General features: G+C 71.4%; 14 protein-coding genes. 8 read left to right on the forward strand and 6 right to left on the reverse strand.

What is annotated here, in order from left to right:
* Positions 1-5: 5 nt before the first annotated feature.
* Entirely contained in the window at positions 6-806 is an 801-nt protein-coding gene (locus tag ACIO9J_RS07690) for an enoyl-CoA hydratase-related protein (protein WP_401994153.1), read from the reverse strand.
* A 39-nt stretch (positions 807-845) separates the two neighbouring features.
* Between ACIO9J_RS07690 and ACIO9J_RS07695 the strand changes: the two genes are divergently transcribed.
* A complete protein-coding gene (locus ACIO9J_RS07695; protein ID WP_401994156.1) occupies positions 846-1,127 on the forward strand; it encodes a hypothetical protein in 282 nt (93 codons plus the stop codon).
* A complete protein-coding gene (locus tag ACIO9J_RS07700) occupies positions 1,115-1,282 on the forward strand; it encodes a DUF3117 domain-containing protein (protein WP_003966491.1) in 168 nt (55 codons plus the stop codon). The genes ACIO9J_RS07695 and ACIO9J_RS07700 overlap by 13 nt, the downstream gene beginning before the upstream one ends.
* A gap of 172 nt (positions 1,283-1,454) precedes the next feature.
* On the opposite strand, the gene ACIO9J_RS07705 is transcribed toward ACIO9J_RS07700, so the two are convergent.
* Positions 1,455-2,153, reverse strand: coding sequence for an O-methyltransferase (locus tag ACIO9J_RS07705; RefSeq protein ID WP_401995891.1), 699 nt, complete (start codon positions 2,151-2,153; stop codon positions 1,455-1,457).
* A gap of 153 nt (positions 2,154-2,306) precedes the next feature.
* Here ACIO9J_RS07705 and sigE point away from each other — a divergent pair, with 153 nt between their 5' ends.
* The 5 genes from sigE (at position 2,307) to ACIO9J_RS07730 (ending at position 7,525) form a co-directional block, all read left to right on the forward strand.
* Positions 2,307-3,080 carry an RNA polymerase sigma factor SigE gene (gene sigE / locus ACIO9J_RS07710; RefSeq protein ID WP_401994158.1) on the forward strand — a complete coding sequence of 258 codons (774 nt, stop codon included), beginning with the start codon at positions 2,307-2,309 and terminating at the stop codon, positions 3,078-3,080.
* A complete protein-coding gene (locus ACIO9J_RS07715) occupies positions 3,077-4,075 on the forward strand; it encodes an anti-sigma factor family protein (protein ID WP_401994161.1) in 999 nt (332 codons plus the stop codon). Before sigE ends, ACIO9J_RS07715 begins: the two co-directional genes overlap by 4 nt.
* 130 nt (positions 4,076-4,205) lie before the next feature.
* Positions 4,206-6,116, forward strand: coding sequence for a trypsin-like peptidase domain-containing protein (locus ACIO9J_RS07720; RefSeq protein ID WP_401994164.1), 1,911 nt, complete (start codon positions 4,206-4,208; stop codon positions 6,114-6,116).
* Positions 6,117-6,265: 149 nt separating this feature from the next.
* Positions 6,266-6,736: a sec-independent translocase gene (locus tag ACIO9J_RS07725; RefSeq protein ID WP_401994167.1), complete on the forward strand. Its 471-nt coding sequence runs from the start codon at positions 6,266-6,268 to the stop codon at positions 6,734-6,736.
* A gap of 120 nt (positions 6,737-6,856) precedes the next feature.
* Positions 6,857-7,525 carry a hypothetical protein gene (locus ACIO9J_RS07730; protein ID WP_401994170.1) on the forward strand — a complete coding sequence of 223 codons (669 nt, stop codon included), beginning with the start codon at positions 6,857-6,859 and terminating at the stop codon, positions 7,523-7,525.
* Positions 7,526-7,600: 75 nt separating this feature from the next.
* Here ACIO9J_RS07730 and ACIO9J_RS07735 read toward each other — a convergent pair whose 3' ends face one another.
* Genes ACIO9J_RS07735 through ACIO9J_RS07745 form a run of 3 tightly spaced genes read right to left on the reverse strand, consistent with a single transcriptional unit; the run spans position 7,601 to position 10,603 of the window.
* On the reverse strand, positions 7,601-8,734 hold the full coding sequence (locus tag ACIO9J_RS07735; RefSeq protein ID WP_401994172.1) for an Mrp/NBP35 family ATP-binding protein: 1,134 nt from the start codon (positions 8,732-8,734) through the stop codon (positions 7,601-7,603).
* A gap of 44 nt (positions 8,735-8,778) precedes the next feature.
* Positions 8,779-9,336, reverse strand: a complete 558-nt coding sequence (locus ACIO9J_RS07740) for a DUF1003 domain-containing protein (protein WP_401994175.1) — start codon at positions 9,334-9,336, stop codon at positions 8,779-8,781.
* Positions 9,326-10,603 carry a magnesium transporter MgtE N-terminal domain-containing protein gene (locus ACIO9J_RS07745; RefSeq protein ID WP_401994178.1) on the reverse strand — a complete coding sequence of 426 codons (1,278 nt, stop codon included), beginning with the start codon at positions 10,601-10,603 and terminating at the stop codon, positions 9,326-9,328. Before ACIO9J_RS07745 ends, ACIO9J_RS07740 begins: the two co-directional genes overlap by 11 nt.
* A gap of 247 nt (positions 10,604-10,850) precedes the next feature.
* Here ACIO9J_RS07745 and ACIO9J_RS07750 point away from each other — a divergent pair, with 247 nt between their 5' ends.
* Complete coding sequence (locus tag ACIO9J_RS07750; RefSeq protein ID WP_401995894.1) at positions 10,851-11,567, forward strand: hypothetical protein; 717 nt, start codon at positions 10,851-10,853, stop codon at positions 11,565-11,567.
* An 80-nt stretch (positions 11,568-11,647) separates the two neighbouring features.
* Here the strand turns inward: ACIO9J_RS07750 and ACIO9J_RS07755 are convergent, their stop codons facing one another.
* Positions 11,648-12,160, reverse strand: coding sequence for a hypothetical protein (locus tag ACIO9J_RS07755; RefSeq protein ID WP_401994181.1), 513 nt, complete (start codon positions 12,158-12,160; stop codon positions 11,648-11,650).
* Positions 12,161-12,163: the final 3 nt, after the last annotated feature.

A 12,163-nucleotide genomic window follows, 5' to 3' on the forward strand; every position in this document is an offset into this window, starting at 1 on the left:
GAGGCTCAGCGGCCGAGGTACTCGGGCTTCTCCTTGGCGATGAACGCCTGGACGGCGATCGTGTGGTCATCGGAGCGGCCCGCCCTCGACTGGAGCTCGTCCTCCTTGTCGAGCGCCTCGTCCAGGGTGTGCCCCGCGGCATAGGCGAGAGACTCCTTGAGGGCCCCGTAGGCGAGCGTGGGGCCCTCGGCCAGGGTGCGGGCCACCCGGGCGGCCTCATCGGCCAGCTCGGCGGCGGGTACGACCTTGTTGGCGATGCCCAGGTCGTACGCCTCCTGCGCGCTGATGTTGCGCGGGAAGAGCAGCAGATCGGCGGCCCTGCCCGGACCGATCACCCGCGGCAGCGTCCAGGAGACGCCCGAGTCCGCGGTCAGCGCGACCCCGGCGAAGGACGTGTTGAACTTGGCGGTGTCCGCGACCACGCGGTAGTCGGCGGCGAGCGCGAAGCCGAGGCCCGCCCCCGCGGCGACGCCGTTGACCCCGGCCACCACGGGCTTCGGCATCCCGGCGAGGGCCCGCACGATGGGGTTGTAGTGCTCCTTGACCGTGGTCATCGTCTGCCCGGTGCCCGCCTCGCGGTCCGCGGCGAGGAACCCGATGTGCTCCTTGAGGTCCTGGCCCACGCAGAAGGCGCGCCCGGTCGCGGTGAGCAGAACGGCGCGCACGGCGTCGTCGTCGGCGGCGGCCCGCGCGGCGTCGCGCAGCGCGACCTTGGCCTCGGTGTTCATCGCGTTCATCGCGTCGGGGCGATTGATCGTGATCGTGGCGAGCCCGTCGCTCACCTCGTAGAGCACGCTGTCGGCCATGGTGTTCCCCTCCGCTGGTCCAGTACGTAGGCGCTCAGCATGACGGAGATCATCGGGCTCCGGTACGGAGCCGGATATGTGACCTGCGTCAAAGAAATCCGGGTCTGTGAGGCGTATGAGGCGGCGAAGTATCGCAGCCACATCGCCGAATTGGGTGGTTTTGCGGGCGCGCGTTGCGCAAGCGATGCCGACCGATGTTGGTCATCGGGTCCTGCCATGCGGGATAATGGCCTGGAAGCAATGTGTTCGATGCCGGTGACACCTGGGTTGTCGGCTGCGATGAGCTGGTTTCAGGAAGGGGAACGAGCATGGCGGCCATGAAGCCGCGGACGGGCGACGGCCCGCTCGAGGTGACCAAGGAGGGGCGGGGCATCGTCATGCGCGTTCCGCTCGAAGGCGGCGGACGACTTGTCGTCGAACTGACTCCGGACGAGGCCGACGCGCTCGGCGACGCCCTGAAGAAGGTCGTCGGCTGACGCGGAAGCGCGCCCACACTTTTCACTGCCCCGGCATCGTACGACGATGCCGGGGCAGTGTTGTGTCAGCCCCCTGCCGAGGGCAGGGCCAGGATCCGCGACGGGGCCACCCCCTCGTTTCCGCGCTCCCCGTCGGGCAGGGTGCCAACCGATGCGAGAGCCCCTGGAACCGTCATCGCTTGACGGCGCAGAGCAACCCATCCCCGACCGGCAACAGCGAAGGCACGAGGTCGGAACTCTCCCGTACCGTGCGCAACAGATCCCGCACGCGAAGCACCTCCACCGGCTGCGGCCCCGAGTCCACGGTCCTGCCGTCGGCGAAGACGCCCTCGAAGCAGACGAGCCCGCCGGGCCGCAGCAGGCGCAACGATTCAGCGAGATATTCGAGGGACTCCGTGCGGTCACCGTCGCAGAAGACGAGGTCGTAGCCGCCGTCCGCGAGGCGCGGCAGGACGTCGAGGGCGCGGCCGGGGATGAACCGGGCGCGGTTGCCCGCGAACCCGGCGGCACGGAAGGCCTGACGGGCGAACTGCTGGCGGTCCGGCTCGGGATCGACCGTGGTCAGTACGCCGTCCGGCCGCATGCCGTGCAGCAGATGGATCCCCGACACCCCGGTCCCCGTACCGATTTCGGCCACCGCTTTCGCGTCAGCCGTGGCGGCGAGCATCCGCAGCGCGGCGCCGGTGCCGGGCGACACCGAGGGCAGCCCTGTCTCCTGGGCCCGGTCCCGGGCCCAGCGCAGCGCCTCGTCCTCGGCGACAAAGGCGTCGGAGAACGCCCAGCTCGTCTGCCGGTTGCCGGTAATGGCCCTCTCCTGTCCCCGTGGTTGCCTGGCCGTGACTGTATCCGTTGGGGCCGGGAACCCGCAGATGGGACCGGGCGTTATGAGGGGGTGGGAGTGCTACGGGGGTAACGGATGGATCAAGACCGGAAGCGGGCGCCTCGAAGGGGCAGGACACCTACGCGGAAGCCCGTACCAAATTCACGTAAAAACGCTTATCCGGAGCTAACGGGCGAGGTGGTTATGGTAGGGGCTCCACTGGACACCACCAGAGCCGACAGGGGAGGTGCGGCTGCGTCCGCGGATCGGGGAGGAGCGCTCCGGCGTTTTCTCAGGTTGGCGGGTGAGCCGAAATCCGTGACCAACACCGCTGACCGATTCCGCGCCGACGACTCCGCTCAGACCGCGACCTTTGCCGCTGACGCGGATGCGCAGGCGTGGACTCCGCCCACCTGGGAGGAGATCGTCAGCACGCACAGCGGCCGCGTCTACCGCCTGGCGTATCGCCTGACCGGTAACCAGCACGACGCCGAGGACCTCACGCAAGAGGTCTTCGTCCGTGTCTTCCGGTCCCTTTCGACCTACACGCCCGGCACCTTCGAGGGCTGGCTGCACCGGATCACCACCAACCTCTTCCTGGACATGGTGCGCCGCAAGCAGCGCATCCGGTTCGACGCGCTCGGGGACGACGCCGCGGAGCGGCTGCCCAGCCGCGAGCCGTCCCCCCAGCAGGTGTTCAACGACACGCACTTCGACGCGGACGTCCAGCAGGCGCTCGACACCCTCGCGCCCGAGTTCCGTGCCGCCGTGGTGCTCTGCGACATCGAGGGCCTCTCGTACGAGGAGATCGCCGCGACCCTGGGCGTCAAGCTGGGTACGGTCCGCAGCCGTATCCACCGCGGCCGCTCGCAGCTGCGCAAGGCGCTCCAGCACAGGTCGCCCGAGGCCCGCGCCGAGCGCCGCTCGCTCGCGGTGACGGGGGCCGTGGCGCTGGGAGGAGGGGGCGCGACCGCGTGAGTGGATCACGGTCGAATCCTGCCGAACGGCACCTAGCCGAGGCCGAGCAGCATCTGGGGGACCGACTCGCCGCCCTGGTGGACGGCGAGTTGGGCCATGACGCGCGCGAGCGCGTCCTCGCACATCTGGCGACCTGTCCGATGTGCAAGACCGAGGCCGACGCCCAGCGTCGGCTGAAGAGCGTCTTCGCGCAGGCGGCACCGCCGCCGCCGACCGAGAGTTTCCTGGCCCGGCTCCAGGGTCTTCCAGGAGGGGGCATCGAGCCCCCCGGGGACGGGGACGGATTCGCCACCGGATCGACCGGATCGGCGGGACTGCCCAGCTCCGGAGTCTTCGGCGTGAGCACGGAGTCCTTCGTGGGGTACGCGCCGTCGGGCCCCCATGCCGCGGTGCTCCCCAGCGAGCAGCGGGGCTTCCGCATCCATGACGTCGGCAAGCACGAGCCCGAGCGTTCGCCCTGGCGCGGGCGCCGGTTCGCGTTCGCGGCCGCGGGTGCGGTGTCGCTGGCCGCGATAGCGCTGGGCGGCGTCACGGCGGGCGCGCCCGCCGACGTGAGCGACTCCCGGGCCGGCGGCTCGGGCAGCAACAGCAATGTGACTCCGCAGCGCACCCAGGGCTCGGGCCCCGCGGCCACGTCGGACTCCACGCGGCGGCGCGGCGGCGGCAATCCGCTGTCGGTGCAGGGCAGGCGGCCCGGCACCTTCGCGGCGCCGGTCGCCCCGACCGAGGTGTCGGGTCCCTTGCTGCCCGGCGCCCCCACGCAGCCCCTGCACCAGGATCCGGTGTACGCGCTGACCGCGCCGATGCTGGGCGGCGCCGCCGCGATGTCCCCTTTGATACGTCCGCCGTCCCCGGACCGGGGAGCCGCCGAGACCCAGGGCTCCGAACCGCCGGGCACGGAGGGCTCCATGGGGCCGCTGGTGGCCGAGTCGTTCAGCGCCGCCACGTCGGCGCCCGGCGCGGGACCGCTGAAGGGAACGTCGCAGCTGCGCTGACGTGACGTCGCCCTGCGCTCCGGCGGGGGAACCTGGTTGAATCCTCGGTGGGCCGTGCTCGCCGGGGGTTCGGCGGGCGCGGGGTTGAGTACCTAATCGGCGTCCGCCGCGGGCCAGTTGTGGGGAGAACATGGACGAGGGGAAGCCCACGAAGGCGAAGTGGTGGAGCCGACCCCGGCCGGAGGCACCGTCCCCCGTCCCGGCCCAGCCGGACGAGGCGGCACACGCCCCGACGCCGTACGCACCGCCCCCGGTCGACCCGGCCCCGTCCATCCCGCCGGGCTCACCGCCTCCGGCGGACGGGGTCGCGCCGCCGCCGCCGCACGTGCCGGCTCCGGTGGACGGGGGTTCGTCAGCCCCGCTCTTCCGTGACGCGACGCACTCCCTGCCCATCGCCGCGGCCGACGAGGCCCCGGGCGGTCCGATACCGGGCGCCCCGATACCGGGTGACTCCGGCCCGAGCGACTCCGGCCCGGGGGACTCGGCGACGCCCCCGGCGTCTGCTCCCACACCCACACCCACCCCCGACGCCGCGCCGCCCGTCGAGCGGCCGCGTCCCCTGCACGACCCCGACCCCTACGGCACACCGCCGTACGGCGAGCCGGGCCCTTGGTCCCTCGCCCCGCCGGTGCAGCACCCGGCGGCGACCCCGGCGCACGGCACGGCGCTCCCGGGGCCCCCGGGCTCCCCGCACGGAGGGACCCCTCCGCACGGCACACAGACCCCGCCTCCCACCCCACCGCCGCCCCACGGCGCCACGCCCCCGCACGGCACCCCTGCCCCCACCCCGCACCACCACCACGCCCCCGCGCCCACCCACGGCGGCGCCCCGCCCCCGTACGGCAGTGCGCCCCGGCAGCCGTACGACCCCTGGAACGCGCCGCTCCAGCAGACCGGTGCGTTGCCCGCCGAGCCGCCGGAGAAGCGGCGCAAGCGGGCGCGGCGGGTGCTGGTCGTCGGGTTCGTCCTGATCGCCCTCGTGTCCGGTGGCATCGGCGGTGCGATCGGCTCGTATCTGGAGCGCAACGGGGGCGTCGGGGACATCGAACTCCCGCAGGTGGACAAGGAGTCCAAGGACCGGCCCAAGGGCAGCGTCGCCGGCATCGCCTCCGCGGCCCTGCCCGGCGTCGTGACCCTGCACGTCAGCGGCGACTCGGCGCAGGGCACCGGCACCGGCTTCGTGCTGGACGCCAGGGGCCACATCCTGACCAACAACCACGTGGTCGAGCCCGCGGGCACCGGCGGCGAGATCTCCGTGACCTTCAGCGGCGGCGAGACCGCCAAGGCCGAGGTCATCGGCCGCGACTCCGGCTACGACCTCGCGGTGGTCAAGGTCTCCGGCGTCCGCGGACTGCACCCGCTGACCCTCGGGAACTCCGAGAACGTGCAGGTCGGCGACCCCGTCGTAGCCATCGGCGCCCCCTTCGACCTGGAGAACACGGTGACCTCCGGGATCATCAGCGCCAAGGAGCGGCCCATCACCGCGGGCGGCGAGAAGGGCGACGGCAGCGACATCTCCTACGTCGACGCGTTGCAGACCGACGCCCCCATCAACCCGGGCAACTCGGGCGGACCGCTGGTCGATTCACAGGCCCGTGTCGTCGGCATCAACAGCGCCATACGCTCCGCGGACGACGGCTCGGAGCAGGGCGGCGGCCAGGCGGGTTCGATCGGCCTCGGCTTCGCCATCCCCATCAACCAGGGCAAGCGGGTCGCCGAGGAGCTGATCAACTTCGGCAAGGCCACGCACCCGGTGATCGGCGTCACGCTCGACACGGAGTTCAACGGCGACGGTGCCCGCATCGCCGACAAGGGCAAGGACGGCGGCCCCGCCGTCAACACGGACGGTCCCGGCGACAAGGCGGGTCTCAAGCCCGGTGACGTCATCACCGAGGTGGACGGGAACGCCGTGCACTCCAGTGACGAGCTGATCATCAAGGTCCGCGCGCACCGCCCGAAGGACCGTCTCGCGCTGACGGTCGAGCGGGGCGGCGCGGACCGCGAGGTGACCCTGGTGCTCGGGTCCGCGAGCGGGGACTGAGCGGGGTCCGGGTAAAGGACTGACCAGGTGTGCCCCGGGTTGTCGTGCAGCGGCTACCGGTCGGACACGAGCGCCGGGTACCGTGGTCACGGTCCAGACCACGCAACGGGCTGAGGACAACGGGCTGAGGACATCGCAAGGAGCTCAAGGTGTTCAATGACATTGGCGCACTCGAGATAGTGACGCTGGTCGTCCTCGCCGTGCTCATCTTCGGCCCCGACAAGCTGCCGAAGGTCATCCAGGACATCTCCCGCACCATCCGCAAGATCCGCGAGTTCTCGGACAGTGCGAAGGCGGACATTAGGGAAGAGCTGGGACCGGAGTTCAAGGACTTCGAGTTCGAGGACCTGAACCCGAAGAAGTTCATCCGCAAGCAGCTCGACAACGACGAGCTCGGGCTCAAGGAAATCCGTAACGGGTTCGACCTCAAGAAGGAGATGAACGAGGTCGCGGACGCGGTGCACGGCCGCGAGAGCACTTCCTCGGATGACTCCGGCGACTCCTCCGAGGCGCCCGTCGCGCTCTCCAAGGGGGCCCGCGTCGACATGCTGAAGAAGCCCGCGGAACCCAAGAAGCTCGAGGCCGGCGACCGTCCGCCGTTCGACGCGGACGCCACCTGAGCCATCGCCTGAGCCACCGCCGGGAACGGGTGTGGCTATCCTGCCTTGTTGTCCGGCGTGAGGACGCCCGAGGGGGGCGGGCCGCTCCGGACCGACGAGAGCGAGGAGGCGGCCGGGTACATGGAGACGACAAGTCGGGTAGGCGCGCAGGCGCCGGCCGCGGACGGCACCGCACAAGCGGTGCCCTCCGCCCGGCGCACGGTCGACGGCTACCTGCTGGCGCCCTTCCCCTGGTACGGCCTTGACGAGGCCTTCACGGGGCAGCGCTGGCTGATGCAGGTCGGCGCGACGGCGGACGGTGCCGTGGAGCACGGTTCGATCGGGCACGGCGACGAGCCGTCGGTCCGTGCCGAGGGGACCCTCGGCACCAGCGACAAGGAGCGCTTCGCGGTCGTGGTGACCGTGGCGGCCAATCCCGTGCGGCGCAGTTCGGACGGCACCGGCGTCCTGGAGGCCACCTCGGTCTCCTCGGCGGCCTGGCTCGCCGGAGTGGGCCTGCTGTCGCACACCTGGCCGGGGCAGATGGACCACACGCTGCGCGACGACTGGCTGGACCAGCAGACGGAGACGGCCTGGGTCCTCGCGGACGACCTGGAGGGCTCCGACTGGTCGGCGCTCTCCCTGCCGGTGGACGGGGTGCCGACGCCGTTCCACTACCGCGAGTCCGAGTTCGGCTGGGTCCTCGCGGGCTCCACGAAGGAGGGCGTGCACCTCGGCGCCTACGGGCGCGGGATGAGTGCGTACGGGCTCGGCTTCGCCGTCATCAAGGACATCGCCGAGTACGCCTGACACTCCGTGGGGCGCGTGGTTCTGTGCGGGCCGGTTCGTGGCCGCTCGCGCAGTTCCCCGCGCCCCTTACGGGTCTCAGAACTTGTTGCGCGGCGTGACCCCGAGCGACATGCCCGCAAGACCGCGCTGGCGGCCGCCCAGCTTGCCCGCGATGGCGCGCAGCGCCGAGCCCGCGGGGGACTCCGGGTCGGTCAGGACGACCGGCTTGCCCTCGTCGCCGCCCTCGCGCAGGCGTACGTCGATCGGGATGGAGCCGAGGACGGGGACCGTCGCGCCGGTCGTCTTCGTGAGGCCCTCGGCGACCCGCTGGCCGCCGCCCGTGCCGAACACGTCGACCATCTCGTCGCAGTGCGGGCAGGGCAGCCCCGACATGTTCTCGACGACGCCGACGATCTTCTGGTGGGTCTGCACGGCGATGGAACCGGCGCGCTCGGCGACCTCGGCCGCGGCCTGCTGGGGCGTGGTGACGACGAGGATCTCGGCGTTCGGCACGAGCTGCGCCACGGAGATCGCGATGTCGCCGGTGCCCGGCGGCAGGTCGAGGAGCAGCACGTCCAGGTCGCCCCAGAAGACGTCCGCGAGGAACTGCTGGAGGGCGCGGTGCAGCATCGGGCCGCGCCACACGACCGGTGCGTTGCCCGGGGTGAACATGCCGATGGAGATGACCTTCACACCGTTCGCGGACGGCGGCATGATCATGTTCTCGACCTGGGTGGGCTTGCCGTCGGCGCCCAGCATCCGGGGGACGGAGTGGCCGTAGATGTCCGCGTCCACGACGCCGACCTTCAGGCCGTCGGCCGCCATCGCGGCCGCGAGGTTCACCGTCACCGAGGACTTGCCGACGCCGCCCTTGCCGGAGGCGACCGCGTAGACACGGGTGAGGGAGCCGGGCTTGGCGAAGGGGACCTCGCGCTCGGCGGTGCCGCCGCGCAGCGCGGCGGCGAGCTCCTTGCGCTGGTCGTCGCTCATCACGTCGAGCGTGACGTCGACGCGGGTGACGCCCTCGACGGCGGCGACCGCGTCCGTCACGTTCTTGGTGATCGTCTCGCGCATCGGGCAGCCGGAGACCGTCAGGTACACGGTGACCGCCACCGCCCCGTCGGCGGCGATGTCCACCGATTTGACCATCCCCAACTCGGTGATGGGTCGCTGGATCTCGGGGTCGTTCACCGTCGCCAGTGCTTCAAGCACCGCGTCTTCCGTAGCCATAGGACCGATAGTACGGCGGGGTGTCCCCGGCCGGGAAAGGCCCGTCAACGGTCGCCTACATCACTTCCCCGCCGGTGCTCCTGCGGGAATAGGGCGCGCTGCTCCTCCAGCTCCTTGACCAGGTCCTGGAGTTCGGAGCGGATCCAGTCGCGGGTGGCGACCTCGCCGAGTCCCATGCGCAGCGAGGCGATCTCGCGGGTGAGGTACTCGGTGTCCGCGATGGAGCGCTCGTTCTGCTTGCGGTCCTGTTCGAGGTTGACGCGGTCGCGGTCGTCCTGGCGGTTCTGCGCGAGCAGGATCAGCGGCGCGGCGTACGACGCCTGGAGCGAGAGCATCAGGGTCAGGAAGATGAACGGGTACTGGTCGAAGCGGTAGGCGTCGGGGGCGGCGATGTTCCACACCACCCACATGATGATGACGACCGTCATCCAGACGATGAACCGGCCCGTGCCGAGGAAGCGGGCGATCCGCTCCGACATCCGCCCGAACGCCTCCGGGTCGTAGTCGGGCAGCAGCTTGGTGCGCGGGACGCGCGGCTGGTCCAGACGGAACCGGGAGGGCCGTTGCTCGGCGCGGTTCTCGCGGTCGCGGTCAGCCGCCATGTCCGGCCCCCTCCTCCTCCAGATGGAACTCCGTCTCACGCCAGTCGTCGGGCAGCATGTGGTCCAGTACGTCGTCGACGGTGACCGCCCCGAGCAGCGCGCCGCCCTCGTCGACGACGGGCGCGGCCACCATGTCGTACGTCGCGAAGAACCCGGCGACGGCGGGCAGGGTGGCGTCCGGGGCGAGGGGCAGCAGGTCGTCGTCGAGGATCGAGCCGACCAGCGTGTAGGGCGGATCGCGCAGCAGCCGCTGGAAGTGCACGGTGCCCAGGTACTTGCCGGTCGGCGTCTCGTCCGGCGGGCGGCACACGTACACCTGGGCGGCGAGCGCGGGGGAGAGGTCCTCCATGCGGACCCTGGCGAGGGCGTCGGCGACCGTGGCGTCCGGGCGCAGCACGATCGGCTCGGTGGTCATCAGACCGCCCGCGGTGCGCTCCTCGTACGCCATCAGGCGCCGCACGTCGGCCGCGTCGTCCGGCTGCATCAGGGTGAGCAGCCGCTCCTTGTCGTCCTCGGGCAGCTCGGCGAGCAGGTCGGCGGCGTCGTCGGGGTCCATGGCCTCAAGGACGTCCGCGGCGCGCTCCTCCTTGAGCTTGCCGAGGATCTCGATCTGGTCGTCCTCGGGGAGCTCTTCGAGGACGTCGGCGAGCCGGTCGTCGTCGAGGGCGGCCGCGACCTCTGCCCTGCGCTTCGGCGACAGATGGTGCAGCACGTTGGCGAGGTCGGCGGGGCGCAGCTGTTCGAAGGTGGCGAGCAGGTTCTCCGCGCCCTGCCCGTGCTCCTCCAGCGAGAAGCCGTCGACGGCCGACCAGTCGACGGTGAGCGTCTCGCCCTTACGCCGGAACGTTCCGCCTTTCCCCTTGCGTACGAAGACCCGGTCGATCTCCCAGTCGCGGCGGGCGGGAAGTTGCTGGACCGACACGTCGAGGACGGTCACCTCCTCGCCCGTGTCGACGAGATTGACCCTGCGGTCGAGCATCTCGCCGAGGACGAGCCGTTCCGTCGGCCGCTGCTCGAAGCGCCGCACGTTCAGTACGCCCGTGATGATGACCTGGCCGGACTCGACGCCGGTGACGCGGGTCATCGGCAGGAAGATCCGCCGCCGCGTCGAGAGCTCCACGACCAGGCCGAGCAGCCGCGGGGGCCTGCGCCCGACCCGGAGCATCACGACCACGTCGCGCACCCGGCCCACCTGGTCGCCGTTCGGGTCGAACGCGGGGACGCCGGAGAGGTGCGAGACGAAGACTCTGGGGGCGCCTGCCGCCATCTGTGCGCTCCCTTCTCACCTGGGGATTCATCCCCCTTGATCCGGCAATACGGGCTTCAGGCTAGCCCGTCCCCGTCGGATGCGCCCCGGCGGAGGGTCCGGACGGACTGGCGCCGTACCACTCGGTCGGCACAGGTACGCTGCCGTACTGCCGAAGCCGTAGAGGCCGTCCGCACGAGAGGCAGCGCCACCTGTGACCGCACTTCCCCTGGCAAGCCGGACCCGCAGGGCCGCACTCGTGAGCGCCATGTGCGCGGGCCTGGTGGCGGGTGGCACCAGTCTGACGGGGTGCAGCAGCGAGGACCCGGACGCGGGCACCAACGGCGTCGGCAAGCTGACCGCCACGAAGATCCAGAGCAAGTCGAGCAGCGCGGCCGAGGCCGCGTCCGCCGTGCGGCTCTCCGGCACCGTGGTGAGCAAGAACCACACCTACAGCCTCGACATGCAGGTCAAGGACGAGGGCGGCACCGGCACCGTCACCTCCAAGGGCCAGACGTTCCAGCTCCTGCGCGTCGGCGAGCAGCTCTACCTGAAGGCCGACTCGGAGTTCTGGACGCACAAGAAGGGCCAGGGCGACGGGAAGGGCGCGCAGGGGGACGAGGCGGCCGCGGCCAAGCTGGACGGCAAGTACGTCAAGGTCCCCGAGGGCGACCCCGCCTACGAGCAGCTGAGCGGCTTCACGGACAAGAAGCTGCTCCTGGACGGCATGCTCACGCTCCACGGCGAGCTGGCCAAGGGCGACCGCGGCAGTACGGGCTCGGTGCCCAGCATCAAGATCACCGGCGACGACGGCGCGGGCGGCACGCTCACCGTCTCCCTGGACGGCAAGCCCTACCCCCTGCGCCTGGACCGCGGCGGCGACGCGGGCACCCTCAAACTCACGGACTGGGGCAAGGACTTCAAGGTCGCGGAGCCGGACAAGACGGAGCTGGTCGACTACGGCAAGCAGCTGCCGACGTCGTAGGGGGGCGAAAGCCCCTTCAGGGGCGCGGGGAACTGCGCGAGCAACCACAACAGGCCCGCAGCCGGCGAACGTCCCGGAGTTCAGCGCCGCTTCCGCTTGAAAAGCAACCGCGGCAACGCCCCCGGCACCGCCTGCCGCGTAGTCGCCACGGTCGGCAACGGCGCGGCCGCCAGCGACTCCTCGGGCAACTCGGCGACCCCGTCCAACGGGGTCAGCCGAACGACCCGGCACTGCTCGGCCCACCGCACGGTGATCCCCTCCGCGTCGGACGCGTTGAGCCGCTTCCCCTTGAGCTCGGCGACCGCCGCGTCCCACGGCTCGGAGCCGGGCGCCAGTTCGCTGACCCGCCCGGTCCAGGCGACCACCCGGCCCCCCTTGTCCTTGCTGCGTACGGTCACCTCGGCGGTGCCCCCGTCGACGAGGCCGGGCAGCGGCTGCTCGCCGGGACCGTCGCCGACCAGGTGCGCGGCGCCCTCGTGCCATACGTGCCACAGCGCACGGGCGGGGGAGTCCTCGCCCTGTACCCAGATGAGGCCGGACTTCTTGGTGGCCTCCTCGACGAGGGCGCGGCCGAGCAGCGGGTCAGCAGTCATGGC

This window comes from Streptomyces sp. NPDC087300, from assembly GCF_044744425.1.
In the GTDB taxonomy this organism is placed as follows: domain Bacteria; phylum Actinomycetota; class Actinomycetes; order Streptomycetales; family Streptomycetaceae; genus Streptomyces.

Excerpts from the sequence above, each read along its gene's own strand:
- ACIO9J_RS07690 (WP_401994153.1), bottom strand. The coding sequence starts at position 806 with ATGGCCGACAGCGTGCTCTACGAGGTGAGCGACGGGCTCGCCACGATC.
- ACIO9J_RS07695 (WP_401994156.1), top strand. The coding sequence starts at position 846 with ATGACGGAGATCATCGGGCTCCGGTACGGAGCCGGATATGTGACCTGC.
- ACIO9J_RS07700 (WP_003966491.1), top strand. The coding sequence starts at position 1,115 with ATGGCGGCCATGAAGCCGCGGACGGGCGACGGCCCGCTCGAGGTGACC.
- sigE (WP_401994158.1), top strand. The coding sequence starts at position 2,307 with ATGGTAGGGGCTCCACTGGACACCACCAGAGCCGACAGGGGAGGTGCG.
- ACIO9J_RS07720 (WP_401994164.1), top strand. The coding sequence starts at position 4,206 with ATGGACGAGGGGAAGCCCACGAAGGCGAAGTGGTGGAGCCGACCCCGG.
- ACIO9J_RS07730 (WP_401994170.1), top strand. The coding sequence starts at position 6,857 with ATGGAGACGACAAGTCGGGTAGGCGCGCAGGCGCCGGCCGCGGACGGC.
- ACIO9J_RS07735 (WP_401994172.1), bottom strand. The coding sequence starts at position 8,734 with ATGGCTACGGAAGACGCGGTGCTTGAAGCACTGGCGACGGTGAACGAC.
- ACIO9J_RS07740 (WP_401994175.1), bottom strand. The coding sequence starts at position 9,336 with ATGGCGGCTGACCGCGACCGCGAGAACCGCGCCGAGCAACGGCCCTCC.
- ACIO9J_RS07745 (WP_401994178.1), bottom strand. The coding sequence starts at position 10,603 with ATGGCGGCAGGCGCCCCCAGAGTCTTCGTCTCGCACCTCTCCGGCGTC.
- ACIO9J_RS07750 (WP_401995894.1), top strand. The coding sequence starts at position 10,851 with ATGTGCGCGGGCCTGGTGGCGGGTGGCACCAGTCTGACGGGGTGCAGC.
- ACIO9J_RS07755 (WP_401994181.1), bottom strand. The coding sequence starts at position 12,160 with ATGACTGCTGACCCGCTGCTCGGCCGCGCCCTCGTCGAGGAGGCCACC.